Below are 24,934 nucleotides of genomic sequence, written 5' to 3' on the forward strand. Positions count from 1 at the left end.
TTCTCCGTTAAAAAGTTAACTGGGAGGATAGCCGCTCAGTGCCTTGCTCACCGATTCGCGCAGGGCGCTCTCGCGCTCGCGCGGCGAGTCCTTGTCGCTGCCGCTTTCGGCGCTGGCGCTCCACACCGGCTGGCCGTTGCGCGCGTCGAACAGGTCGATGCGCACCACCATGACCTCGACCTGGTAGGTGCGCACGATCGGTACGCTGCCATAGGCGCCGTAGCCGTTGCGGTAGCCGCCGTAGCCGACGCTGCCGTACGGATAGGGCCCGTAGTAGGGGTCGTAGCTGTCGTAGTCGCGCACCTGGCGCAGGCGCCGCTCCAGGCGGATGTCGGCGCTGACCAGCAAGTCTGGCGCGCCACCCCGGGCCGGGCGCAGACCTTGTTGATCGAGGGCGCTGCTCACCGCGTCGGCCAGTTGCCCCGGTTCGCCGTTGGCCAGGCCGATGGGCTGCTGGTTGTCGCGCCAGCTCCAGCTGCGGTAGCGGCCATAGTCGCGCGGTGGCGTCGGGTAGGCGCTGGCATCGAAGGTGCTGGCGGCCTGGGGCGGGGCCGGCGGGATGGGCTTGCCACTGGCCACGTAGGGGTTGCTGCTTTGGCAGGCGGCCAGGGCGAACGGCAAGAGGGCCAGGCAGAGCAAGCGGTACGGCATGGTTCCTCCTGGCCGTTGGGGTCAGTGCGGGCGGCAGATCCAGTGCAGGTAGCGGCCGAGCCCTGCGAAACTCGGGTGACGGCGGTGCGCCAGTTCCATTTCCAGCAGGTCGAGCAGCTCGGCCTTGTCCTGGAATTCCTTGGGCATGTAGTCGTGGAACACGCGCACGCCACTCTCGCTTTCGACCTGCCACAGAGGTTCAAGTTGCGCCCGCAATTGGCGCGGATCAAGTGGTTTTTGCGGGGTCAGGCTCTGCTTTTCACCGGCCAGGCGGTTGCTGCGCAACTTGCGGAAGTGGCCCTTGAGCAGGTTGCGGTAAACCAGCGCGTCGCGGTTGTAGAACGCCAGCGACAGCCAGCCGCCGGGGGCGGTCAGTTGGTGCAGTACCGGCAGGATGCTTTCCGGTTCGGCCAACCATTCCAGCACCGCGTGGCACAGCACCAGGTCGTAGGGCTCGGTCAGCTGGCCGAGCAGGTCCTGCCACGGCGCCTGGATGAACGTGGCCTGCACGCCGGCCTCGGCGAAGCGGGTACGGGCGCCTTCGAGCATCGGCTCGGCGGGCTCGGCCAGGGTCAGCTGGTGGCCGCGCTGGGCCAGCCACAGGGCCATGTGGCCGAGGCCGGCGCCGATGTCGAGGATGCGCAGCGGGCGGTCGGGCAGGGCGTCGGCGAGGTCGGCCTGGAGTACCGCCAGGCGGATCGCACCCTTGGCGCCACCGTAGATCTTCTCGGCGAAACGGGTGGCCAGTTCATCGAAGTGACGGTCGTTCATTTGCCGAAGCGCCTCTCGCTGTCGGCCAGCTTGGCCCGTACCACGTCGTTCATGTCCAGGCCCAGCTCGCTGCACAGCAGCAACAGGTAGAGGACGATGTCGCCGACTTCCTGGCCGGCATGGGCCAGTTGCTCCGGGGGCAACTGGCGTGACTGGTCTTCACTCAACCATTGGAAGATTTCCACCAGCTCGGCCATTTCCACGCTGGCGGCCATGGCCAGGTTCTTCGGGCTGTGGAAGCCGCGCCAGTCGTTGGTGTCGCGGATCCGGTGCAGGCGTTCGGTCAGTTCTTGCAGGTTCATCGGGGTTCTCCTCGTGGCGCATAGCTTCCGGCGAGGTCGAGGGTAAAGCAAGTGACATCAGTGGTGGCCTTATCGGGGGGGGGAGGAGAACCCCACCAACAGACGGAAGAAGGAAAGCATCCTCCCACTAAGTGACATCAGTGGTGGCCTTATCGCGGAGCAAGCCCGCTCCCACAGTTGACCTGGGAGCGGGCTTGCCCCGCGATGATCAGCAGGAACGCCAGCGACCTACCATATGCAGCAATCCGCCATGCCCATCCAACCGCAGCTCACCGGTTGGCGCCGCCGTACTGGCGCTGAGTATCACTTCCGACGGCAAGCGCACCGGCTTGTGGAAGTCCACTTCGAAGCCATAGCCGGCCTTCGGTAGATGGCCCTGCAGCGCCGCCAGTGCCATGGCTTTGCTCCACATGCCGTGGGCAATGGCCCTGGGGAAACCGAACAGGCGTGCGCTGGCCGTGCTCAGGTGGATCGGGTTGTAGTCACCGCACACCCGGGCGTAGCGCCGGCCGATATCGCTGTCGGCGTACCAGCGGGTGGCCTCGGGCAACTCTGCGGGTTCGCTTTCGCTGGCTGGCTGCGCGCTGGCGTCGAGTTTCAGCCCGCGTACCAGCATGCGGCTGGTCTCGCGCCAGAGCAGGCCCAGGCCATCCTCGGCCTCGGTGATCAGGTCGAACGTGCCGCCTTTCTCGTGCGCCTGCAGGTTCTGTGCATGCACGGCGAACCGCAGCCCGTCGATGCCGCCGAGCGGGCGCAGCACTTCGATGCTGTTATGCAGATGCACCATGCCCAGCAGCGGGAAGGGGAAGGCGTTGGCGGTCAGCAGTTGCAACTGCAGGGTGAAGGCCATGATGTGCGGGTAGGTACCCGGCAGGCGGCCATCGTCGGGGAAATGACAGAGCCGACGGTAGGCCGCCAGGTGGTTCGGGTCGACCCGCAGGAAGCAGCGCAAGCCTTGCTCGGGGAGCTGCGTGGCGCTGATCTTGCGTTTGCGCAGGGCGCGCAGGTACAGGTTGGCCCGCGCGTCGGGGCTGTGCAGGTCGTGCCAGGTCAAGGTCATGTCAGGCTCCTATCAGTGCCTGCCCGCAAACGCGCAGGACCTGGCCGTTGACCGCCCCCGAGCCCGGCTGGCTGAGCCAGGCGATGGCCTCGGCGACATCCTGCGGCAGCCCGCCCTGGCCCAGCGAGCTCAGGCGCCGCCCGGCCTCGCGCAGGCCCATGGGCATGGCGGCAGTCATGTGGGTTTCGATGAAGCCGGGGGCCACTGCGTTGATGCTGGCGCCGTGTTTGGCCAGTGTCGGAGCCCAGGCCTGGGCAAAACCGATCAGCCCGGCCTTGCTCGCTGCGTAGTTGGCCTGGCCACGGTTGCCGGCGATGCCGCTGACCGAGGCGAGCAGGGTGATGCGTGCGCCATCGTGCAGCTTGCCGGCCTCGAACAGCGCCTGGGTGAGCACTTGCGGCGCCTTGAGGTTGGCCGCCAGCACCGCGTCCCAGTATTCCGGGGTCATGTTGGCGAGGGTCTTGTCGCGGGTGATGCCGGCGTTGTGCACGAGGATATCGAGGCCATCGGGCAGCGCCTCGACCAGTTGCGTGGCAGCGTCGGCGGCGCAGATGTCCAGGGCCAGGGCGCGGCCACCCAGGCGCTCGGCGAGGGCGTCGAGGTCTTTTTGCGCCTGGGGCACGTCGAGCAAGGTCACCTCGGCGCCATCACGGGCCAGGGTTTCGGCGATGGCCGCGCCGATACCACGGGCGGCGCCGGTGACCAGGGCCCGGCGCCCGGCGAGCGGGCGGGTCCAGTCACCGACCTGGGCATTGCAGGCGCCCAGGTGCAGCACCTGGCCGCTGATGAAGGCGCTTTTGGGCGAAAGGAAGAAGCGCAGCGCACCCTCCAGCTGGTCCTCGGCATCGGCGTTGACATACAGCAGGTTGGCGGTGGCGCCGTTGCGCAGCTCCTTGGCCAGCGAACGGCTGAAGCCTTCCAGGGCGCGCTGGGCAACACTGGCCTGCGGATCGTCGGTGGCCTGCGGGGGGCGGCCGAGGATCACCACGTGGGCGCAAGGCGCCAGGCTGCGCAGCAGCGGTTGGAAGAATTCGCGCAATTGCTTGAGCTGGTCGCTGTCGGCCAGCGCGCTGGCATCGAACACCAGCGCCTTGGGCTTTGGCCCAAGGCCTGCAACCCAGGCCGGCGATTGCAGGCTGTCGTCATTGAAGCTGTAGCATTCGCCGGTCAGGCGCGGGGCAATGCTCTCCACCTGCCTGGCCAGTGGCCCGCCGCCCAGCACCAGGGCACCTTCCACCGGGCGCAGGCGGCCAGGCTGCCAGCGCTCCAGCGGGGCCGGGCGTGGCAGGCCGAGGGCATCGACCAGGCGCCGGCCGAGGTTGGAGTTGGCAAAGCCGAGATAGCGATCACTCATGTACGGATCTCCCTGAAGGCAAGCATGCAAGTGTGGACCATGTTTGTGGCAGGGGCGTTCGACCAGGCGAAAAGAACTACGCTTACGGATCAATTTGCTTCTGGAGTTACAGGCATGCGTTCAACTCGCCGGGTCGCGATCCTGGGTGGTAACCGGATTCCCTTCGCACGCTCCAATGGCGCCTACGCCCGGGCCAGCAACCAGGCGATGCTGACGGCGGCGCTGGAGGGCCTCATCGAGCGTTATCGCCTGCACGGCCTGTGCCTCGGTGAAGTGGCGGCGGGGGCGGTGCTCAAGCATTCCCACGACATGAACCTGACCCGTGAATGTGTGCTCGGCTCGCGCCTGTCGCCGTGCACCCCGGCCTACGATATCCAGCAGGCCTGCGGCACGGGGCTGGAGGCCGCGCTGCTGGTCGCCAACAAAATTGCCCTGGGGCAGATCGACAGTGGCATTGCCGGCGGCGTCGACACCACCTCCGATGCGCCGATCGCGGTCAACGAGGGCCTGCGCCAGATCCTCCTGCAGGCCCACCGTGGCCGGACGCTGGGCGAACGCCTCAAGCCCTTCCTGAAGTTGCGCCCTCGGCATTTGAAACCCGCACTGCCGCGCAACGGTGAACCGCGTACCGGGCTGTCGATGGGTGAGCATTGCGAACGCATGGCGCAGCTCTGGCACATCGAGCGGGCGGCGCAGGATGAACTGGCGCTGCAGAGCCACCAGCACCTGGCCGCGGCCTACGCTGAAGGCTGGCACGACGACCTGCTGACGCCCTACCTGGGCCTGACCCGCGACAACAACTTGCGCCCCGATCTCAGCCTGGAACAGCTGGCCAGGCTCGAGCCGGTGTTCGACCGCAGCGGCCAGGGCAGCCTGACGCCAGGCAACTCCACGCCGCTGACCGATGGCGCCTCGCTGGTACTGCTGGGCAGTGATGACTGGGCGCAGGCCCAGGGCCTGGAGGTGCTGGCGTATCTGGTCGATGGCGAGAACGCCGCCGTCGATTTCGTCCACGGCCAGGAGGGCCTGCTGATGGCGCCGGTGTATGCGGTGCCACGGCTGCTGGCGCGCAACGGCCTGCGCCTGCAGGACTTCGACTTTTACGAGATCCATGAAGCCTTCGCCGCGCAGGTGCTGTGCACGCTCAAGGCCTGGGAAGACGCTGACTACTGCCGCACGCGCCTGGGGCTGGACGCACCGCTGGGGGCCATCGACCGCAGCAAGCTCAATGTAAAGGGCAGCTCGCTGGCCGCCGGGCATCCGTTCGCGGCGACCGGCGGGCGCATCCTGGCCAACATGGCCAAGCTGTTGGCCGGGCGCGGTAAGGGGCGTGGGCTGATTTCGATCTGCGCGGCGGGTGGGCAGGGGGTGACGGCCATCGTTGAGCGCTAAACCGGCGCGGGGCTGTTAGTCTTGTCCGATCAGGAACAACAGGCTCAGCCATGTCGACTGTCGGACAGACCTCCGCCCCGCGCCCCATCCCCGCCCTGGACCAGTTGCCCAGGCCACTCTACGCCCGTGCCGAAAGCCTCGGTGCCGGCTCCTGGACCACGCGCCACCAGCATGACTGGGTGCAATTCTCCTACGCCATCAGCGGCGTGCTTGGTGTTTATACCCGTGACGGCAGCTACTTCGCCCCGCCGCAGTGGGGGGTGTGGATACCGGCGGGGGCCGAGCACGAGGTGGTGACTTCGATGCAGGCCGAGATGCGCAGCCTGTACGTGCGCCGCGATGCCTGCCCCTGGGCCACGCAGGAGTGCCGGGTGCTGGAGGTGACGCCGCTGGCGCGGGAGCTGATCAAGCAGTTCTGCACTTTTGCCGTGGACTACCCCGAAGGCGACAGTGTCGAGGCGCGCTTGGTGGCGGTGCTGCTCGACCAATTGCGCCACTTGCCGCAAGTCGCGTTCTCCCTGCCGTTGCCCCGCCATCCCGGCCTGCTGGCGCTGTGCAACGGGCTGATCGCCGCGCCCGACCAGCCGCAGACCTTGCAGCAATGGGCGGTGCAACTGGGGGTGTCGGAGAAGACCTTGATGCGCCTGTTCCAGCGTGAGACGGGGTTGAGCTTTCGTAACTGGCGTCAGCGCATGCGCCTTTTGTCATCGCTGGCGCTGCTGGAGGCGGGGGAGAGTGTGACGGACGCGGCGTTGGGCTGTGGTTATGACTCCACGTCGGCCTTCATTGCGGCGTTCAAGCAGTTGTTCGGGGCGACGCCGGGTGAGTTGAGGTTGTAAGGGCCCTGCCGGTCTTGTGTCGCCTTTGAGGGCCTCATCGCGGGGCAAGCCCGCTCCCACGTGGCTACCCCCTAAAAAGTTGGAAACCAATCCAACCCTTGGGGGGGCAGTCCAGAGCGTGGGAGCGGCGGTGCGCCGATGCGACTTGCCCCGCGATGCGGTCAGGTGCGGAAGCGTCGCACCAGTGCATCCAGCTCGTTGGACAGCCCGGCCAGGCTCTCGGAGTCCTGGCGGGCGGCCTGGGCCAGCTCGGCCACCAGCTGCGCATCGCCATGGATCTGGCTGATGTGACGGTTGATGTCCTCGGCCACCTGGTGCTGCTCTTCGGCGGCGGTGGCGATCTGGGTGTTCATGTCGCGGATCACATCGACCGATTCGCGGATCTGGCCGAAGCTGTCGCGGGCCAGGCCGATGCGGCTGACCGACTGCTGCGACACCTCGATGCTGGCGTGCATCTGTTCGGCCACTTCGGCGGTGCGGCTGGCCAGGTTGCCCAGCAGGCCGTCGATTTCGGCGGTGGAGTCGGCGGTGCGCTTGGCCAGGGCGCGGACTTCGTCGGCGACCACGGCAAAACCGCGGCCCTGCTCGCCGGCGCGGGCGGCTTCGATGGCGGCGTTGAGCGCCAGCAGGTTGGTCTGCTCGGCGATCGAGCGGATGGTGCCGAGGATCGACTGGATGGCGTTGCTGTCGCGTTCCAGCTGCTGGATCGACTGCGCCGACTGCTCGATTTCACGGCTCAGGCGGTCGACGCTCTGCACCGCGGCGTCGATCTGCTGCTGGCCGTCGCGGGCCTGCTGCTGGCCGCTGTCGGCGGATTGCGCGGCCTGGCTGCACGAACGCGCCACTTCGTTGGCGGTGGCGACCATTTCGTGGAAGGCGGTCGAGACCATGTCCACCGCTTCGCGCTGGCGCCCGGCGGCTTCGCTCATGTCGGCGGAGACCCGGGTCGAGCTGCTGGAGGTGCTGAGGATCTGGTTGGCCGCCGTGCCGATGTGCTGGATCAGGCTGCGAATGGCGCCGAGGAACTGGTTGAACCAGCTGGCCAGCTGCGCGGTTTCGTCGCGGCCGCGGATTTCCAGGTTGCGGGTCAGGTCGCCTTCGCCCTGGGCGATGTCTTCCAGGCCATGGGTGACGCTGTTGATCGGGCGCACGATGAGCTTGGCGAAGGCCGCGCCGACCACCGCGAACACGGCGGCGAGGATCAGCGCCACGGCGCCGATCAGCCAGGTCAGGCGGGTGGTGGTCTGCATCACTTCGCTTTCGTGGATCAGGCCGATGAAGGTCCAGCCCAGTTGCTCGTCAGGGTAGACGTTGGCCATGAAGCGCTCGCCGTTGATCTCGACCTCGACCAGGCCTTTGCCGGCCTTGGCCAGCTCGGCGTAGCCATCGCCAAAGCTGGAGAGCTGCTTGAAGTTGTGGCTGGCATCGCGAGGGTCGACCATCACGTTGCCGTTGTTTTCGACCAGCATCAGGTAGCCGCTTTCACCCAGCTTGATCTTTTTGACGATCTCGGTAAGGCCTTTGAGGGATACGTCGATGTTGACCACGCCGCCTGGGTTGCCGAGCTGGTTGGCCACGGTACGTACCGTGCTGATCAGCACCGCATCGTCGGCTGCCCAGTAGTAGGCCCCGGTGCGCAGGGTCTTGCCGGGGTTGGCCATCGCCAACTGATACCAGGGGCGTGTGCGCGGGTCATAGTTGACGAACTTCTGCCCGGCCGGCCAGCCGACATAGCCACCATCGCTGACACCATAGGACAGGTAGGCGTAGGCGGGATGCGCATCGGCAAGGCGGGTGAAGAAGTCGAGTACTTGCTTGTCCTGATCGCCCAGGGTGTAAGAAGGGCTGGCGCTGTTGTACTTGTTCAGGTTGCTGCCAGTGGCGGCAACCATGGGCTGGGCAGCCATGTAGTTGACGTTCTGGTCGATGCCCTGGAAGAACAGGTTCATGGCGTTGCCGACCTGGCGGATTTCCCGGCTGCTGTTGTCGAGGAAATCGTCGCGGGCTTCACCACGCAGATTGACTACCACCAGGGTGGCGACGATGACGATGGGCAGGCCGGCAATGACGGCGAAAGCCCAGGTCAATTTTTGCTTTATGTTCATCCACGCTCCCAGATTATTTTTTTCGATACATGAGGCAGGTACTCAGGGCATCGGCAGCGTCTGGGTTTCTTGAAGGGAAATGCCCGTATTTATTGGATCAAACGAGTGTTTGAGGGGGATTCGGTCGGTGCAAGGCTAATATGGCATACCAAGCATGGCGATTGAGAGGCAAGAGAGCGTGGGAGCGGCGGTGCGCCGCTGCGACTTGCCCCGCGATGGCGCCAAAGCGGCCGATCGCGGCCCACCTCGATCGCGGGGCAAGCCCGCTCCCACGAACTGGGCTGGGTTCAGTGGCAGCAACCGTTGGCCAGGTCCTTGAGGATCGGGCAATCCGGGCGGTCGTCGCCCTGGCAGTGGGCGACCAGCTCACCGAGGGTATCGCGCAGGCTGACCAGCTCTTCGATTCGCCGGTTGAGCGCATCGATGTGCTGGGTGGCCAGCGCCTTCACGTCGGCGCTGGCCCGTTGGCGGTCCTGCCACAGGGTCAGCAGTTTTGCCACTTCATCCAGCGAGAAGCCCAGGTCACGCGAGCGCTTGATGAACGCCAGGCTGTGCAGGTCTTCCGGGCCGTAGAGGCGGTAACCGCTGTCGCTGCGCCTGGCCGGGCGCAGCAGGCCGATGGACTCGTAGTAGCGGATCATCTTGGCGCTGAGCCCGCTGTGGCGGGCGGCCTGGCCGATGTTCATGGCGCCTCCTGGTCGGTGCCGGTGGGTTTCCAGGTTTTCAGCCATAGGGCATTGCTCACCACACTGACGCTGGACAGGGCCATGGCGGCGCCGGCCAGCACCGGATTGAGGTAGCCGAAGGCTGCCAGCGGGATGCCGACCAGGTTGTAGATGAAGGCCCAGAACAGGTTCTGGCGGATTTTCGCGTAGGTCTTGCGGCTGATCTCCAGTGCGGCGGGCACCAGGCGTGGGTCGCCGCGCATCAGGGTAATGCCGGCGGCCTGCATGGCCACGTCGGTACCACCGCCCATGGCGATGCCGATGTCGGCGGCGGCCAGGGCGGGGGCGTCGTTGATGCCGTCGCCGACCATGGCCACCACGCCATCCTGCTTGAGTTTGGCAACGGTGGCGGCCTTGTCGGCCGGCAACACTTCGGCATGCACATCGTCGATGCCCAGGGCATCGGCGACGACCTTGGCGCTGCCACGGTTGTCGCCGGTCAGCAGGTGGCTGCTGATGCCACGGGCGTGCAGGGCGTCGATGGCCGGGGCAGCGCCGGGCTTGAGGCTGTCGCCGAAAGCGAACAGGCCCAGCACACGGGGTTGGCTGCCGCGTTCGATCAACCAGGACAGGGTGCGGCCTTCGGCCTCCCAGGCCTGGGCATTGGCCGCCAGCCCAGCGGGCTGCAGCTGGCTTTCGTCGAGCAGGCGGCGGTTGCCCAGCGCCAGGTCGCGGCCGCCCACCTGGCCGGCGATACCGCGGCCGGTCAGGGACTGGCTGTCATTTACCTGCGGCACTTGCAAGCCTTGTTCGCTGCAGGCGTCGAGTACCGCTTTGGCCAGTGGGTGTTCGCTGCCGCGTTGCAAGGCCCCGGCCAGGCGCAGCAGCTCACCCTTGTCGCCACTGGCCGCCTGGCTGTGGACGATGCGCGGGCTGCCGGAGGTGAGGGTGCCGGTCTTGTCGAATACCACGCGGTTGACCGCATGGGCGCGTTCCAGCGCTTCGGCGTCCTTGATCAGGATGCCGTGGCGGGCGGCGACACCGGTGCCGGCCATGATCGCGGCGGGGGTGGCCAGGCCGAGGGCGCAGGGGCAGGCGATCACCAGCACGGCAACGGCGTTGATCAGCGCGGTTTCCAGCGGCGCGCCGGCCAGCCACCAGCCCACCAGGGTGAGCAGCGCCAGCACCAGCACGGCGGGGACGAACACCTGGCTGACCCGGTCGACCAGTTTCTGGATCGGTGCCTTGGCTGCCTGGGCATCCTCGACCAGGCGGATGATACGCGCCAGCACGGTTTCGGTACCCAGTGCCCGGGTCTGCACCAGCAGCCGGCCCTCGCCGTTGATGGCGCCGCCGGTGACGGCATCGCCGGGTTGTTTGGGGACGGGCAGGCTTTCGCCGCTGATCAGCGCTTCGTCGGCATGGCTACTGCCTTCGAGCACTTCGCCGTCGACCGGGAAGCGCTCGCCAGGTTTGACCAGTACCAGGTCGCCCAGGCGCAACTGGCTGATCGCCACGTCTTCTTCATGGCCATCGACTACCCGCACCGCCCGCTCCGGGCGCAGGGCTTCGAGGGCGCGGATGGCGCTGGCAGTCTGGCGCTTGGCGCGGCTTTCCAGGTACTTGCCGAGCAGTACCAGGGCAATCACCACCGCCGAGGCTTCGAAATACAGGTGCGGCTCCATGCCGGCATGGGCGTTGGCCCATTGGTACAGGCTCAGGCCGTAACCGGCGCTGGTGCCCAGGGCGACCAGCAGGTCCATGTTGCCGGCCCCGGCGCGCACAGCCTTCCAGGCGGCGACGTAGAAGCGTGCACCGAGGATGAACTGCACTGGTGTGGCCAGCAGGAACTGCGCCCAGGCCGGCAGCATCCAGTGCAGGCCGAACGGCTGCACCAGCATCGGCAGCACCAATGGCAGCGCCAGCAGCAGGGCGGCACCGACGGCCAGGCGTTCGTTGCGCAAGCGGCGTTGCGCCAGGGCCAGGTCATCGTGCGCGGTGCGCGGCAGGGTGGCGCTGTAGCCGGCATGCTCCACCGCCGCGATCAGCGCGGCGTCATCGACGGCTTGCAGCACTTCGAGGTGGGCGCGTTCGCTGGCCAGGTTGACGCTGATCTGCTCGACCCCCGGCACTTTGCCGAGGGCGCGCTCGACACGGCCCGCGCAACTGGCGCAGGTCATGCCGCCGATCTGCAGTTCGAGGGTGCGGGTGGGCACGCTATAACCCGCCTCGCGCACCGCGTCGACCAGCGCCGGCAGGCTGTCGGCCGGGGCCTGGACCCGGGCCTGTTCGGTGGCGAGGTTGACGCTGACCTGTTCTGCGCCGGTGACCTTGCGCAGGGCGCGCTCGACCCGACCTGCGCAGCTGGCGCAGGTCATGCCGGCGATCGGCAGGTCGAAGGTGGTGGATGCGGGCATGGCTCTTTCCTCCGTGGACAAGCCAGCAGCATCAACCTTGCCATGCTGGCAAGGTCAATAGCCCAGGCTGGCTCGCTTGAGCACCAGGCCATTGTGCCCCATGGCAATGCGGTATTTGTTGATCTGGCCCGCCTGCAAGGTCAGGCGCGTGCTGCGTTGGTCCTCGATGCCGGGGGCGCAACCGGGGCTCTGCCCAGGTAGCAGGCGCAGGCGCACATCGATCGGGCCGGCGGGCAGGTTGAAGGAGGTCGACTGCTCCTGGAATACCCGGCCGGACAACTGATCGTTGAGGTAGATGCCGATCTCGCAATTGGTGGCCACTTCCAGGCGCTCCCGGGAAATGATCAGCACGCTGTAGTCCGAGTTGCCCTCGGCGCTGGCCGGTGGCACCACGGCCAGCGCACCGAGCAATCCGGCGAGGGTCAATGCGGTCCTGATCATGAAGAATCTCCTGCTTGGCAAAATCGTCAGAGGCGAAGCTTGGCCGAGCGGGGCGCGGATTTCCAGCCCGGCCGTTGCAGACGAAACTTGACCTTACCCCGATGGCAACCCTGAGACTGCGCAAAACCCTGAAGGAGGCAACACCCATGCAAGTGTTCAATGTGAAAGGCATGACCTGTGGTCACTGTGTGAAGGCCGTGACGCGTGCGGTGCAGGAGCTGGATTCGAAGGCGCGCGTCGAAGTGGACCTGGCGGGTGCACAAGTGCGTGTGGAGAGCGCGCTCGGTGTGGAGCAGATCCTGACGGCGATCCGCGATGAGGGGTATCAGGCAAGCAGCGTCTGAAGTTCGAGGGCCGAGGGGCAGTGTTGCACCCTTGGCCCTCATCTGCAGCGATCAGCTGTTGAGCCAACGCTTGAGTGCCTGAAGCGTCGATAGCAGGCTGTCGGCCAGTGCCTGCGTCGATGAGTCGCTACCCTGGGAAATGCCGGTGCTGGCCGGTTCGTCCGCTGCCGCGACGTTGTAGCGCAGGTAGCGTGAAATCCGGATTCGGTCAGTGCCAACGCTCATGGAGTAGCTGATATAGACCTGTCTCCCTCTGTTCGCGGTTACCCATGCCTGGGGCACCGTGTAATCCAGATAGGGCTGACCGTTGTAACTGTAACGGAGTATTGGCGAGTCCTGTTGCCAGCCCGACTCCGGGTGATGCCAGCGCACTCTGACGGCCCAGGCAGTCTGCCCGCTTTTGGGAATCCGCAGGTTCAGCCCTTGCAGCGTGGGCGGAGGCATCGACTCGAAGGGGGGTGGATTGTCCTTGACGCGACATACGGTGTGCGTCGACGCCACGGGAGGAGCGCCCGTGGCGGTGACCACGGTGTAGTTGACGTTGGCCGACCCGCCAATGGTGTCGATGATCTCGGTATTACGGATCTTGAACTCCATCGGGCCGATGGCGCCGACGGTCCTGGCTTCGGTGTTCCAATTGATGTTGTTGGCCCAGGTAACCCTCACGGAATGGCCTGGCTTCATACCGGTGTAGGCGGGTACGACGATGGTGGCCTCGCCACCGCGGTTATCCAGCAACCAGTAGTAGTCGAGCTCACCGTTCTGCAGGTCGTTGACCGTGGGTGGTGGCAGAAACAGCCCTTCGTCACCCTCCACGACCTGGAGCGTGACTGGGGATGACGACATCGTCCTGCCACTGCGCGTGACCACATAGGTCACGGTTACCTGACGATCCTTGTTTTCCTGGGCCCATGCCAGATCGAGTGGGATTCGTAATGGGGCGATCACCACGACCGGCTCGGTTTTCTGGCGCACGACCACCCCGTTCCAGACGACGGTCACCAAGTCGCCTGGTTGCATGCCGTAGTTCGAGATGCTGGCTTCAAGCTGGTTGAGCCCGTTCAGGTCGATCAGCGTGACGACGCTGCCATTGGCCATGACCTGGGGCGCGGGCAACTCCACCCGTACCAGGGTCGATCGGGCCAGGCGTGAATAGTTGTCGACGCTGTCGCGGATTTCATAGAACACCGGCAGGCTGGGTTGTGTTCCCGCCTGCATGAGCACATCCACCGGGATGGTCACTGTCTCGCCACCGGCAGGGTTGGTGACCTTGGGGTGAGGGACCGGAATGCTTCCCCAGGTGACGACCAGTTCATCCCCCACTTCCTTGTTCAGCCACTGGGGGACTTGTACGGTGACTGCGGCGCCCAGGCTGGTGACAGGATTCGGGATGACGACACAGGCTTGCAGGTTGTCGTTGAACGGTGGGGCCGGGTCGGGTCCCGGCCCGCCGGGTACCAGGGTATTGACGGCGATGGTCCGCGTCGGGCTTGGCGTGGTGCTGCCGGCATTGGTGTCCGTGTATTCGTAGTAGGCCGACCCTTGGGGCGGTTGGATGTAAAGGGTGGGGACGCTGAACTCCAGCCGTGGATTGCCGATGTTCCCTGCGTTGATATCGATGCGATCCACCTGCTGGTTGTTCCAGTACAGAACGGCCGAATCGCCGATCCGGGGTGTGGTCGGCATTGCCGCATGCAGCCTGATCGGGCTTTTCAGCAGCTCGTAGCCGATGCCCAATCGCGGGTTGGTGGGCGAGTCATTGAGGTCGGTGAAGTACAGTTCGGCAACCGCTTTGGTGCCTGGCCCTGTGGGGGACATGTTCATGTTTATCTCCTGCTGTCAGACATAGGCCAAAGGGACACAGGCCATGCAGGCTTGTAACGCAAGCCTTTACGGGGTGCTGGACGTTGATTGCGATCTTAGAAGTCAGCCGAAAGTGTGTAACCTGGCATTTCTGCTAGGTCCCAGGTGCTTGTTCGAGACGGATCGACCGTGCTTTGCGAGGTTTTGATAGCGTCCACGGGCGGTACAGGTAGACTGGGCACTTGCTTAGCCTGCTATGGATTCCTGATGAACCTGCGAATGGTGCTGATCCTGGGCGCATTGAGTGCGTTCGGGCCCCTGGCGATCGACTTCTACCTGCCTGCCTTCCCGGCCATGGCTCAGGCGTTCGCCACCGATGAAAAACATGTCCAGACAACCCTGGCTGCCTATTTCCTGGGCCTCTCCCTTGGGCAGCTGGCCTATGGGCCGGTGGCCGATCGCTTTGGCCGACGCATCCCGCTGTTGTTCGGGGTCGGCCTGTTCACCGTGGCGTCGCTGGCCTGTGCCTTCGCGCCGAACCTCGACACTTTGATACTGGCGCGGTTCGTCCAGGCGCTGGGCGGCTGCGCGGGCATGGTGTTGTCGCGGGCGATCGTCAGCGACAAGTGCGACCCGGTGGCCTCGGCCAAGGTGTTCTCGCAATTGATGCTGGTGATGGGACTGGCGCCGATCCTGGCGCCGATGCTTGGTGGCGTGCTGGTGAATGTGGCCGGCTGGCAATCGATCTTCCTTGCCTTGAGCCTGTTCAGCGGCCTGTGTCTGTTGGCCGTTGGCCTGGGCTTGCCGGAAAGCCTGCCGACGCATATGCCGCGCCAACCGTTGTCTGGCGCCTTGCGCCAATACCTGCGGTTACTGGCTGACCGGACGTTTGTTGGCCATGCGCTGACCGGTGGCATCGCCATTGCCGGGATGTTCGCCTATATCGCCGGTTCGCCGTTCGTTTTCATCAAGCTGTACGGCGTACCGCCGGAGCACTATGGCTGGCTGTTCGGTAGCAATGCCGCAGGGTTCATCCTCATGGCCCAGGTCAATGCCCGCTTGTTGGCCAAGCGTGGCCCGGCCTTCCTGCTGGCCCGCGCGGTCTGGTTGTACCTGGCGGCTGCCTTGGTACTGCTGGTGGTGGCGGCACTGCACCCGGTCGCACTGTGGCCGTTGCTGGTACCGCTGTTCGTGTGCATTTCCAGCCTGGGGTGCATCATCCCCAACGCCTCGGCCTGCGCCATGAGCGGGCAAGGTGCGCGGGCCGGCAGTGCCTCGGCGTTGATGGGCTGCCTGCAGTTCAGCGTCGCCGCCGGTGCGGCGGCGTTGGTTGGCGTGCTGCACGACGGCAGCGCGGTGCCCATGGCGCTGGTGATCAGCCTGTGCGGCGCGCTGGTGGTCAGTGTCGCAGTGCTGACCCGGCGCTTGCAGGCCAGGCGCTCGGCGTGAGTGGGTGGGGGGCATTGAGCCGCGTTTCCAGCAGGGCGACGAAGGCACGCGCTTCGCTTTCGCTGCGAAAACTCACGACGTGCTGATCAAGCTGGACCTGCCACGGGCAATTGGGGTTTCGGTTCGACGCACAGACGACAATCTTCATCGCGATCCACCTCCAGTGAGCGAGCGCCGATGAAGTTTAGCGCCGCCCAGGGCGCTCGCCATGACCGATATCAGTACTCGGACTGACGGTCATGGCGGGCAGGAACCGGGAAGCTTTCTGGTTTGATGCCCGAAAGTTATGTAGGGAACTGTCGGTATTGTCGGGCGGTGCAACTGGGGCGGATTGCCGTTGCAGGCTTTGGACGCTGTTGCGCGGGGGAAAAGGCCTTGCCAGGTGCCTGCCGCCGACCGTGACAGCCAGGTGCCCCCCCTACGGCTGGGCTCCATCAGTGGCAGGGCGCGTGCTTTCTCGCGGCTTATACTGCTCCCGGCAGCCAGTGCCAGCCAGAGATACTTCCCTGCCAAGAGGGCGAACCAGCGCTCAGGGATGCGCAGGGGTATCGCACCATTCGCCGATCATTCATCGACACCCTCGTCTGGGCCACCTTGATGAGACCGGCAGGTTCGCTCTGGTTTTTCGGACGAGAACTTTCAGGGAGCTTCAGGTTGATGAACGCAGTCCACAGTATCAGCCAGGCCGCCGGCCTGATGGCCGACCCCAAACGCAGTGCCATGTTATGGGCACTGATCGATGGTACTCCGCGTGCGGCGGACGAGCTGGCGAGCATGACCAGCCTGAGCGCCTCCTCGGCCTGTTCGCACCTGACCCTGCTGGCCGGCGCGGGTTTGCTGCGGCTGGAAATTCGCGGGCGCAAACGCTTCTACCGCCTTGCCAACCCGGAGGTGATAGCGGCGGTGGAGGCGTTGGCCAGCGTGCAGCTCGAGAGCCGTGCCGGAGCCCGCGCCGGCACGCCACTGCAGATACCACTGTCCATGCGCAAGGCGCGCCTGTGCGGCGATCACCTGGGCGGCGAGGTGGTCGCCGAGCTGTACCAGCGCCTGCTTGCCGCCGGATGGCTGGAAGGCAGCGAGCAGCACCTGTTCGTGAGCCAGGAAGGCCGGCTACGGCTGCAGGCGATGGGGTTGTACATCGATGCGTTGGCACCGGGGCAGCCACGTGATTGTGTGATCTGCCATTGCAGCGAATGGAGCGATCAGGGGCCGCACCTGGGCGGTAGCCTGGGGCAGGCCCTGCTCAAACTGTTCGTGCAGTCGGGCTGGGTACGTGAACAGGAAGGTAGCCGGGCGGTGCATATCACCCCGCTCGGCCTTCAGCAGATTAACGCTATCGCCAGCCTTCCCGCCCGGCAGGTGGGTTAACGTACCAGGCGGGCGTCCAGGCTGTTCTGCGCCAGGCGGCGCGCCTGGTCCTGGGTCATGCCCAGGTGCTGGTGCAGGGCGTGGAAGTTTTCGGTGACGTAACCACCGAAATAAGCCGGGTCGTCGGAATTGACGGTGACCTTCACGCCGCGCTCGAGCATGTCGAGGATGTTGTGCTGGCTCATGTGGTCGAACACGCACAGCTTGGTGTTGGACAGTGGGCAGACGGTCAGCGGGATCTGTTCGTCGATGATGCGCTGCATCAGGCGCTCATCTTCGATGGCGCGCACGCCATGGTCGATGCGCTTGATCTTGAGCAGGTCGAGGGCTTCCCAGATGTATTCGGGCGGGCCTTCCTCGCCGGCATGGGCCACGGCCACGAAGCCTTCGCTGCGGGCGCGGTCGAACACGCGCTGGAACTTGCTCGGCGGGTGGCCTTTCTCCGAACTGTCCAGGCCCACGGCGATGAAGGCGTCGCGGAAGGGCAGGGCCATGTCGAGGGTCTTCTGCGCTTCGTCTTCGCTCAGGTGGCGCAGGAAGCTGAGGATCAGGCCGCTGCTGATGCCCAGTTGTTGGCGGCCATCCTTGAGCGCCTGGTCGATGCCGCGCAGTACCACTTCGAAGGGGATGCCGCGGTCGGTGTGGGTCTGCGGGTCGAAGAAGGGTTCGGTGTGGATAACGTTCTGCGCCTTGCAGCGCTGCAGGTAGGCCCAGGTCAGGTCATAGAAGTCCTGCTCGGTGCGCAGCACGTCGGCGCCCTGGTAATAGAGGTCGAGGAATTCCTGCAGGTTGTTGAAGGCGTAGGCGCTACGCAGGGTTTCCACATCCGCCCAGGGCAGGGCGATCTTGTTGCGTTCAGCCAGGGCGAACAGCAGTTCGGGCTCCAGCGAGCCCTCCAGGTGCATGTGCAGTTCCGCCTTGGGTAGGGCATTCAGCCAGTCATACATGTGTGCAATCTCGATCAGGTACGGTTGGCCGCTATTCTACAGGGCCCGGTCGGGCAATGCGCCCACCCGGGCCTGTATCGCCCGGGGCTTACCAGATAAGTGCTTCGCCCTTGTAGTTGATGAAGCGCAGGCCGCCGTTGCCGCTTTGGGCCTTGATCTGCTCAAGCATGCCACGGGTGCTGGTGAGCACGTCGATCTCGGCGTTCTCGCCGCCCATGTCGGTCTTCACCCAGCCCGGGTGCATGGCCAGCACGCACAGGTCGGGGCGCTGCAGTTCGACCACGAAGCTGTTGATCATCGAGTTGAGCGCGGCCTTGCTGGCCTTGTACAGGCAGATTTCGCCGCCGTCGGGGATGGTCACGCTGCCCAGGATCGAGCTCATGAACGCCAGCACGCCGGTGCCTTCACGCACTTGGCCGGCCAGGCGCCGGGCGACGCGGATCGGGGCCACGGCGTTGGTCATGAACAGGTCGCCGATCTGCGGTACCTGGACGCTCTCCAGGTCCTGCGGCAGTGGGCCCATTACGCCGGCGTTGACGAACACCAGGTCGAAAATCTCGCCGTGCAGGCGTTGCTTGAGGCCATCGAGCTGGGTGGTGTCGTTCATCTCCAGGCGCTCGATACGCACGCCTGGTACTTCACCGAGGGCGCCGGGCTGCTGTGGATCACGTACGGTGGCGATGATGTTCCAGCCATCCTCGCGCAGGCGTTGTACCAGGCCCAGGCCGAGGCCTCGGGAGGCGCCGATGATCAGGGCGGTCTTGTTCGCGGTCATTGCGATGCTCCTTGATTGGGCGAAGCGAGTGGCTGCTCGCCCCATGGCAAAGGGTGGGCGCCCTCATATGCGCAGGGCGTGGATGAGGAGCATATCCCAGTACAGCGTCGCAGGCCTGTGCGGCTGATGAGGGCTGTACAAAAAATGAACAGCTTGCTGCGAAGCCGATGGAGTCGGGCTTTGGCTGACTGGCTCACCGGTTATCCACAGGCTGCTCCACAGTAATTGTGTGCAAGCAGATTGCCGCTGAAACGCTGGTTTCAGCGCATACCGGTGTTCAAGGCTGGGGATAACTCACCGGGTTTCAGTGACTTGACTCACCGTCACATGATTGTGATCAAAATATGATCAAAGCGCTGCAGGCCTTGGAGCGCAAGGCTTGGGCAAGAATGCCCCAAGCTTATCCACAGGCGGGCCCACAGTAGTTGTGGGCAACGCTCAGCAGCGTTCCAGCAGGATGCGCCCGCGGCTCAGGTCGGCCAGTTGTTGTTGCAGGGTGTGCTGGTGTGTATCGCCCAGCGCGATATGCAGGTCGACGCCATTGGCGGTGAATTGCTCGTCCAGCACCAGGCCGTCTACTTCCGCCAGGCGCAGCTTGACCAGGGCCAGCTCACTGAAGGTACAGCTGCAGGTAAATTCGCTGCGCTGCACCAGCAGTCGTTTGGGGGCTTGCTGCAGGCATTTGTTGGCGCCGCCGCCGTAAGCGCGGGCCAGGCCACCGGTGCCCAGTTGGATACCGCCGTACCAGCGGATCACCAGTACCACCACCTGGTCGCAATCCTGCGCCTCGATGGCGGCGAGGATAGGGCGCCCGGCGGTGCCTCCGGGTTCACCGTCGTCACTGCTGCGGTACTGGCCACCGAGCTTCCAGGCCCAGCAGTTGTGGGTGGCCGCCAGGTCGCTGTGGCGTTCGATGAAGGCCATTGCCTCGGCGGGGCTGGCGATCGGGCCGGCCAGGGTGATGAAACGGCTCTTGCGGATTTCCTCGCGGAACTCGCAGAGGTCGAGCAGGGTAGAAGGCATAGGTCCGGGTCAGGCGGGCGTGTTGATGCCGCAGCCTTTGAGAATGATGTGGATAAGATTGTTGCTCGCGTCTTCCATGTCCTGCTTGGTCAAGCGGCTGCGGCCGGTGACCTGGCAGATCTGGGTGGCGAAGTCGGCGTAGTGCTGGGTGCTGCCCCACAGCAGGAAGATCAGGTGCACGGGGTCGACCCGGTCCATCTTGCCGGCCTCCATCCAGGCCTGGAACACCGCGGCGCGGCCACGGAACCATTCACGGTAGTCGGCGCTGAAGTATTCGGTGAGGCACTCGCCGCCGCTGATCACTTCCATGGCGAAGATCCGCGAGGCCTGCGGGTTGCGCCGGGAGAACTCCATCTTGGTGCGGATGTACTGGCTCAGTGCTTCGCCGGGGTCGTCGTCGACGCTCAAGGCGTTGAAGGTGCTGTCCCACAGCTCGATGATGTTGCTCAGCACCGCGATGTACAGGCCCAGCTTGTTGGTGAAGTAGTAGTGCAGGTTGGCCTTGGGCAGCCCGGCCTTGAGCGCGATGGTGTTCATGCTCGTGCCCTTGTAGCCGTGGCGGGCGAATTCGTCTTCGGCGGCCTGGATGATGGCCTGCTCGTTCTTCTGGCGGATGCGGCCGGCGGGCTTGCCCGAGGCGGGGGAGCGATGCGCAGGGACTTCTAGGGTCATGGACGATTCCGGACGGGTCGTTACGAATGTTCGACAGATTACCTGCCTGTGCCGAAGTGACAAGCATTTGCGGCCTGGATAAGTATCAACGTGTCGCAGCCAGGCTCTCGAGGAAGCTTTCCAGTACCAGGTTGGGACGCCGGCCTTTGCGCGTAACCCAGCTCAGGCCCAGGTCGTAGAAGCGTTGCGCTGGCTTGAGCGCGCGCAGTCGGCCTTGCTGCACCCAGAAGCTGGCGTAGTGGTCGGGCAGGTAACCGATGAAGCGCCCGGTGAGGATCAGGAAGGCCATGCCTTCGCGGTCCGAGGCGCTGGCGGTGCAGTGCAGTGCCTGGTAATGCGCCTGGATATCGGCGGGCAGGCGGAACGTCGGGGCGATGGCGTCCTGGCTGTTGAGGCGTTGGTCGTCGACCTGTTGATCGTCGGCGTAGAACAGCGGGTGGCCGACGGCGCAGTACAGCAGTGAACGCTCACTGTACAGCGGCTGGTACTCGAGCCCCGACAGCGGGCTGGTCTGCGGCACCACGCCGACATGCAGGCTGCCGTCGAGCACGCCTTGTTCGACCTGGCTGGGGGCGATCATGCGGATCTGGATGCGCACGTCGGGGCCGCGGTCCTTCAGTTCGGCCAGGGCGTGGGTAATGCGCATGTGCGGCAAGGTCACCAGGTTGTCGGTGAGGCCGATGTTCAGCTCGCCGCGCAAATGCTGGTGCAGGCCGTTGACCTCGGTGCGGAACGATTCCAGGGCGCTGAGCAACTGCAAGGCCGAGTGGTAGACCTCACGGCCCTCTTCGGTGAGCGAGAAGCCGGCGCGCCCGCGCTGGCAGAGACGCAGGCCCAGGCGCTGCTCGAGGTCGTTCATCTGCTGGCTGATCGCCGAGCGGCCGATACCCAGCACGTTCTCTGCCGCGGAGAAACCGCCGCATTCCACCACGCTGCGGTAGATCTTCAGCAAACGAATATCGAAATCACTGACTTGGGCGAGGGGATCGGGGCGTCGGCTCATATGTTTAGTTATCTGCTGACTGAAGATTAGAAATGTTGGGTTTTCCGGACTTTATTCCCGTGCGAATTTAGCTGCAACAACATCCATCGTTGCCTAATCGTCTTCCGAGGAACCGCCGATGAACATGCCCGAAACCGCCCATTCCGGCCTGGCCAGCCAGCTCAAGCTGGATGCCCACTGGATGCCCTACACCGCCAACCGCAACTTCCACCGCGACCCGCGGCTGATCGTGGCGGCAGAAGGCAACTACCTGGTCGATGACAAGGGGCGCAAGATCTTCGACGCTTTGTCGGGGCTATGGACCTGCGGCGCCGGGCATACCCGCAAGGAAATCAGCGAAGCGGTGGCCCGCCAGGTGGCCACGCTCGACTACTCCCCGGCCTTCCAGTTCGGTCACCCGCTGTCGTTCCAGCTGGCCGAGAAAATTGCCAACCTGGTGCCAGGTGACCTGAACCACGTGTTCTACACCAACTCCGGCTCCGAATGCGCCGACACCGCGCTGAAGATGGTCCGTGCCTACTGGCGCCTGAAAGGCCAGGCCACCAAGACCAAGATCATCGGCCGTGCCCGTGGCTACCACGGTGTGAACATCGCCGGCACCAGCCTGGGCGGCGTCAACGGCAACCGCAAGATGTTCGGCCAACTGCTGGACGTCGACCACCTGCCTCATACCGTGCTGCCGGTCAACGCCTTCAGCAAGGGCATGCCGGAGGAGGGCGGTATCGCCCTGGCCGACGAGATGCTCAAGCTGATCGAACTGCACGATGCCTCGAACATCGCCGCGGTGATCGTCGAGCCACTGGCCGGTTCCGCCGGCGTGCTGCCGCCGCCGAAGGGTTACCTGAAGCGTCTGCGTGAGATCTGCACGCAGCACAACATCCTGCTGATCTTCGACGAAGTCATCACCGGCTTCGGCCGCATGGGCGCCATGACCGGTGCCGAGGCCTTCGGCGTGACCCCGGACCTGATGTGCATCGCCAAGCAGGTCACCAACGGCGCCATCCCGATGGGCGCGGTGATCGCCACTGGCGAGATCTACCAGACCTTCATGAACCAGCCGACCCCTGAGTACGCGGTGGAATTCCCCCACGGCTACACCTACTCGGCGCACCCGGTCGCCTGCGCCGCCGGTATCGCCGCGCTGGACCTGCTGCAGAAAGAGAACCTGGTGCAGTCCGCCGCCGAACTGGCGCCGCACTTCGAGAAGCTGCTGCACGGCGTGAAGGGCACCAAGAACATCGTGGACATCCGCAACTACGGCCTGGCCGGCGCGATCCAGATTGCCGCGCGTGACGGTGATGCCATCGTCCGCCCTTACGAGGCCGCGATGAAGCTGTGGCAAGCCGGCTTCTATGTGCGCTTCGGGGGCGACACCCTGCAGTTCGGGCCAACCTTCAATACCCAGCCGCAGGAGCTGGACCGCCTGTTCGACGCGGTGGGCGAAGCCCTCAACAAAGTCGACTGATCTTTCTGATTCTGATGCCAGGCGCGTGAACGTCACGCGCCTGGCACTCCCTTCTTTATCTGGAGTTCTGCATGAGCATTGTTCAGCACCTGATCCACGGCGAGCTGGTTACCAAGGGCGAGCGCACCGCCGATGTCTTCAACCCGTCCACCGGCCAGGCCGTGCGCAAGGTCGAGCTGGCCAGCCGCGCCACTGTCCAGGAAGCCATCGATTCGGCCAAGGCCGCTTTCCCGGCCTGGCGCAACACCCCGCCCGCCAAGCGCGCCCAGGTGATGTTCCGTTTCAAGCAACTGCTTGAGCAGAACGAAGCGAAGATCTCGCAGATGATCAGCGAGGAGCACGGCAAGACGCTGGAAGACGCTGCTGGCGAACTGAAGCGCGGTATCGAGAACGTCGAGTTCGCCTGCGCTGCGCCAGAAGTACTGAAGGGTGAGTACAGCCGCAACGTTGGCCCGAACATCGATGCATGGTCCGACTTCCAGCCGCTTGGCGTGGTGGCTGGTATCACCCCGTTCAACTTCCCGGCAATGGTGCCGCTGTGGATGTACCCGTTGGCCATTGCCTGCGGCAACGCATTCATCCTCAAGCCGTCCGAGCGTGACCCGAGCTCTACCCTCTATATCGCCCAGCTGCTGCTGGAGGCCGGCCTGCCCAAGGGCATCCTCAATGTCGTGCATGGCGACAAGGAAGCGGTCGATGCGCTGATCGAGGCGCCGGAGGTGAAAGCCCTGAGCTTCGTCGGTTCGACCCCGATCGCCGAGTACATCTATGCCGAGGGCACCAAGCGCGGCAAGCGCGTCCAGGCCTTGGGCGGTGCGAAGAACCACGCCGTGTTGATGCCGGATGCCGACCTCGACAACGCGGTCAGCGCGCTGATGGGGGCTGCCTATGGTTCCTGTGGCGAGCGCTGCATGGCCATTTCGGTGGCGGTGTGTGTGGGTGATCAGGTGGCCGATGCCCTGATTGCCAAGCTCGAACCACAGATCAAGGCGCTGAAGATCGGTGCCGGTACGTCCTGTGGCCTGGACATGGGCCCGTTGGTGACGGCTGCAGCGCGTGACAAAGTGTTGGGTTACATCGACGACGGCGTCGCCGCTGGCGCCCGGCTGGTGGTCGATGGCCGTGGCTTGCGTGTGGCGGGTAACGAAGATGGTTATTTCGTCGGTGGCACCCTGTTCGACAAGGTCACCCCCGAGATGCGCATCTATAAGGAAGAGATCTTCGGGCCGGTACTGTGCGTGGTGCGGGTGAACAGCCTGGAGCAGGCCATGCAACTGATCAACGATCATGAGTATGGCAACGGGACCTGTATCTTCACCCGTGACGGTGAGGCAGCGCGGCTGTTCTGCGACGAGATCGAAGTGGGCATGGTCGGGGTCAACGTGCCGCTGCCGGTGCCGGTGGCTTACCACAGCTTTGGTGGTTGGAAACGTTCGCTGTTTGGTGACCTGCATGCTTACGGTCCGGATGGTGTGCGCTTCTATACCCGTCGCAAGGCGATCACTCAGCGTTGGCCGCAGCGGGCCAGCCATGAGGCTTCGCAGTTTGCGTTCCCGAGCCTGTAAGCGCGGTTGCTATATAAAAGCGGGGAGGCCGACAGGCCTCCCCGCTTTGTTTTCAGGCAAATGAAGCTTTCTTGAAATTAAAGGTTGACGGGGTTTCAGATCCCCTTATAATGCGCCCCACTTCCAGCGACAACAGAACGCAAAACTCCTTGAGATTCAACGAGTTAAGCGATTCGAAAGCTCCGGAAGCGTTTCGGTCTCACGATCGGCAGCGGTGAAAAAGGTGGTTGACAGCAGGTTGTAACGCTGTATGATTCGCCTCCCGCTACGAGAGATCGCAGCGAGTTAAGCGGTTGAAGCTAAACGAGTTTCTCGGAAAGAACTTCAAAATAAACGCTTGACAGCAAATGAGGAAAGCGTAGAATGCGCGCCTCGGTTGAGACGAAAAGCTCTTAACCAAACGCTCTTTAACAAATTGAATCAAGCAATTCGTGTGGGTGCTTGTGAGTACGGACTGATAGTCAAAAAGATTATCAGCATCACAAGTGGCCATGCGAGAAATCACATAGTCATTTGAGATTGC

The 24,934-nt window shown here is 64.7% G+C and carries 23 protein-coding genes and 1 pseudogene; 7 read left to right on the forward strand and 17 right to left on the reverse strand.

Annotated features, from left to right (window positions below; all coding sequences use genetic code 11):
• Window positions 1-15: 15 nt before the first annotated feature.
• The 5 genes from ACO6VM_RS21050 to ACO6VM_RS21070 all read right to left on the reverse strand — a co-directional run bounded on the left by ACO6VM_RS21050 (window position 16) and on the right by ACO6VM_RS21070 (window position 4,138).
• On the reverse strand, window positions 16-651 hold the full coding sequence (locus ACO6VM_RS21050; RefSeq protein WP_422403771.1) for a DUF4136 domain-containing protein: 636 nt from the start codon (window positions 649-651) through the stop codon (window positions 16-18).
• A gap of 21 nt (window positions 652-672) precedes the next feature.
• The gene (locus ACO6VM_RS21055) at window positions 673-1,422 is read right to left on the reverse strand and encodes a methyltransferase domain-containing protein (RefSeq protein WP_125465668.1); all 750 of its coding nucleotides are present in this window, start codon (window positions 1,420-1,422) and stop codon (window positions 673-675) included.
• Window positions 1,419-1,724 (reverse strand): MazG-like family protein, encoded by a 306-nt coding sequence (locus ACO6VM_RS21060; RefSeq protein WP_125465667.1) that lies wholly within the window; start codon window positions 1,722-1,724, stop codon window positions 1,419-1,421. Before ACO6VM_RS21060 ends, ACO6VM_RS21055 begins: the two co-directional genes overlap by 4 nt.
• A 208-nt stretch (window positions 1,725-1,932) precedes the next feature.
• Entirely contained in the window at window positions 1,933-2,784 is an 852-nt protein-coding gene (locus ACO6VM_RS21065; RefSeq protein ID WP_401060176.1) for a MaoC family dehydratase, read from the reverse strand.
• 1 nt (window position 2,785) lies between these two features.
• Window positions 2,786-4,138, reverse strand: coding sequence for a 3-oxoacyl-ACP reductase (locus ACO6VM_RS21070; protein ID WP_422403772.1), 1,353 nt, complete (start codon window positions 4,136-4,138; stop codon window positions 2,786-2,788).
• Window positions 4,139-4,252: 114 nt separating this feature from the next.
• Here ACO6VM_RS21070 and ACO6VM_RS21075 point away from each other — a divergent pair, with 114 nt between their 5' ends.
• Together ACO6VM_RS21075 and ACO6VM_RS21080 are read left to right on the forward strand one after the other, a co-directional pair.
• Entirely contained in the window at window positions 4,253-5,530 is a 1,278-nt protein-coding gene (locus ACO6VM_RS21075; RefSeq protein ID WP_401060172.1) for an acetyl-CoA C-acetyltransferase, read from the forward strand.
• Between the two features lie 50 nt (window positions 5,531-5,580).
• Window positions 5,581-6,369, forward strand: a complete 789-nt coding sequence (locus ACO6VM_RS21080) for an AraC family transcriptional regulator (protein ID WP_401060170.1) — start codon at window positions 5,581-5,583, stop codon at window positions 6,367-6,369.
• Between the two features lie 161 nt (window positions 6,370-6,530).
• Here ACO6VM_RS21080 and ACO6VM_RS21085 read toward each other — a convergent pair whose 3' ends face one another.
• The 5 genes and pseudogenes from ACO6VM_RS21085 to ACO6VM_RS21105 form a co-directional block, all read right to left on the reverse strand.
• Window positions 6,531-7,298 carry a methyl-accepting chemotaxis protein gene (locus ACO6VM_RS21085; RefSeq protein WP_371923660.1) on the reverse strand — a complete coding sequence of 256 codons (768 nt, stop codon included), beginning with the start codon at window positions 7,296-7,298 and terminating at the stop codon, window positions 6,531-6,533.
• Between the two features lie 90 nt (window positions 7,299-7,388).
• Window positions 7,389-8,474 (reverse strand): annotated as a pseudogene (locus tag ACO6VM_RS21090) (HAMP domain-containing protein); the annotation flags it as partial.
• Window positions 8,475-8,761: 287 nt separating this feature from the next.
• Window positions 8,762-9,160, reverse strand: a complete 399-nt coding sequence (gene cueR / locus ACO6VM_RS21095) for a Cu(I)-responsive transcriptional regulator (protein WP_347150781.1) — start codon at window positions 9,158-9,160, stop codon at window positions 8,762-8,764.
• Window positions 9,157-11,556 (reverse strand): heavy metal translocating P-type ATPase, encoded by a 2,400-nt coding sequence (locus tag ACO6VM_RS21100; protein WP_401060168.1) that lies wholly within the window; start codon window positions 11,554-11,556, stop codon window positions 9,157-9,159. The genes cueR and ACO6VM_RS21100 overlap by 4 nt, the downstream gene beginning before the upstream one ends.
• A 54-nt stretch (window positions 11,557-11,610) precedes the next feature.
• Window positions 11,611-11,997, reverse strand: a complete 387-nt coding sequence (locus tag ACO6VM_RS21105; RefSeq protein WP_125465659.1) for a hypothetical protein — start codon at window positions 11,995-11,997, stop codon at window positions 11,611-11,613.
• A 146-nt stretch (window positions 11,998-12,143) separates the two neighbouring features.
• Here ACO6VM_RS21105 and ACO6VM_RS21110 point away from each other — a divergent pair, with 146 nt between their 5' ends.
• Complete coding sequence (locus tag ACO6VM_RS21110; protein WP_125860512.1) at window positions 12,144-12,341, forward strand: cation transporter; 198 nt, start codon at window positions 12,144-12,146, stop codon at window positions 12,339-12,341.
• 51 nt (window positions 12,342-12,392) lie between these two features.
• Here the strand turns inward: ACO6VM_RS21110 and ACO6VM_RS21115 are convergent, their stop codons facing one another.
• The gene (locus ACO6VM_RS21115; protein ID WP_401060166.1) at window positions 12,393-14,165 is read right to left on the reverse strand and encodes a hypothetical protein; all 1,773 of its coding nucleotides are present in this window, start codon (window positions 14,163-14,165) and stop codon (window positions 12,393-12,395) included.
• Between the two features lie 246 nt (window positions 14,166-14,411).
• Here ACO6VM_RS21115 and ACO6VM_RS21120 point away from each other — a divergent pair, with 246 nt between their 5' ends.
• The gene (locus ACO6VM_RS21120) at window positions 14,412-15,593 is read left to right on the forward strand and encodes a multidrug effflux MFS transporter (protein ID WP_401060164.1); all 1,182 of its coding nucleotides are present in this window, start codon (window positions 14,412-14,414) and stop codon (window positions 15,591-15,593) included.
• Here ACO6VM_RS21120 and ACO6VM_RS21125 read toward each other — a convergent pair.
• Window positions 15,544-15,741, reverse strand: a complete 198-nt coding sequence (locus tag ACO6VM_RS21125) for a hypothetical protein (RefSeq protein WP_256671306.1) — start codon at window positions 15,739-15,741, stop codon at window positions 15,544-15,546. The two genes, ACO6VM_RS21120 and ACO6VM_RS21125, sit on opposite strands and share 50 nt — an antisense overlap.
• 509 nt (window positions 15,742-16,250) lie before the next feature.
• On the opposite strand from ACO6VM_RS21125, the gene ACO6VM_RS21130 reads away from it, so the two are divergent.
• Window positions 16,251-16,961 (forward strand): ArsR/SmtB family transcription factor, encoded by a 711-nt coding sequence (locus ACO6VM_RS21130; protein WP_401060162.1) that lies wholly within the window; start codon window positions 16,251-16,253, stop codon window positions 16,959-16,961.
• Here the strand turns inward: ACO6VM_RS21130 and ACO6VM_RS21135 are convergent.
• The 5 genes from ACO6VM_RS21135 to ACO6VM_RS21155 all read right to left on the reverse strand — a co-directional run bounded on the left by ACO6VM_RS21135 (window position 16,958) and on the right by ACO6VM_RS21155 (window position 21,381).
• Complete coding sequence (locus ACO6VM_RS21135) at window positions 16,958-17,908, reverse strand: adenosine deaminase (RefSeq protein WP_401060160.1); 951 nt, start codon at window positions 17,906-17,908, stop codon at window positions 16,958-16,960. The two genes, ACO6VM_RS21130 and ACO6VM_RS21135, sit on opposite strands and share 4 nt — an antisense overlap.
• An 88-nt stretch (window positions 17,909-17,996) precedes the next feature.
• Window positions 17,997-18,683 carry an SDR family oxidoreductase gene (locus tag ACO6VM_RS21140; RefSeq protein WP_401060158.1) on the reverse strand — a complete coding sequence of 229 codons (687 nt, stop codon included), beginning with the start codon at window positions 18,681-18,683 and terminating at the stop codon, window positions 17,997-17,999.
• A gap of 438 nt (window positions 18,684-19,121) precedes the next feature.
• A complete protein-coding gene (locus tag ACO6VM_RS21145) occupies window positions 19,122-19,706 on the reverse strand; it encodes an IMPACT family protein (RefSeq protein WP_125860503.1) in 585 nt (194 codons plus the stop codon).
• A 9-nt stretch (window positions 19,707-19,715) separates the two neighbouring features.
• Window positions 19,716-20,378 carry a TetR/AcrR family transcriptional regulator gene (locus ACO6VM_RS21150; protein ID WP_125465651.1) on the reverse strand — a complete coding sequence of 221 codons (663 nt, stop codon included), beginning with the start codon at window positions 20,376-20,378 and terminating at the stop codon, window positions 19,716-19,718.
• Window positions 20,379-20,463: 85 nt separating this feature from the next.
• On the reverse strand, window positions 20,464-21,381 hold the full coding sequence (locus ACO6VM_RS21155; protein ID WP_347150791.1) for a LysR family transcriptional regulator: 918 nt from the start codon (window positions 21,379-21,381) through the stop codon (window positions 20,464-20,466).
• Window positions 21,382-21,499: 118 nt separating this feature from the next.
• Here ACO6VM_RS21155 and ACO6VM_RS21160 point away from each other — a divergent pair, with 118 nt between their 5' ends.
• Both ACO6VM_RS21160 and ACO6VM_RS21165 read left to right on the forward strand, forming a co-directional pair.
• Window positions 21,500-22,846: an aspartate aminotransferase family protein gene (locus ACO6VM_RS21160; RefSeq protein WP_401060156.1), complete on the forward strand. Its 1,347-nt coding sequence runs from the start codon at window positions 21,500-21,502 to the stop codon at window positions 22,844-22,846.
• Window positions 22,847-22,917: 71 nt separating this feature from the next.
• Complete coding sequence (locus ACO6VM_RS21165; protein ID WP_110992890.1) at window positions 22,918-24,411, forward strand: CoA-acylating methylmalonate-semialdehyde dehydrogenase; 1,494 nt, start codon at window positions 22,918-22,920, stop codon at window positions 24,409-24,411.
• Window positions 24,412-24,934: the final 523 nt, after the last annotated feature.

The organism is Pseudomonas sp. GZD-209 (assembly GCF_049310485.1).
GTDB classification, from domain to species: domain Bacteria; phylum Pseudomonadota; class Gammaproteobacteria; order Pseudomonadales; family Pseudomonadaceae; genus Aquipseudomonas; species Aquipseudomonas sichuanensis.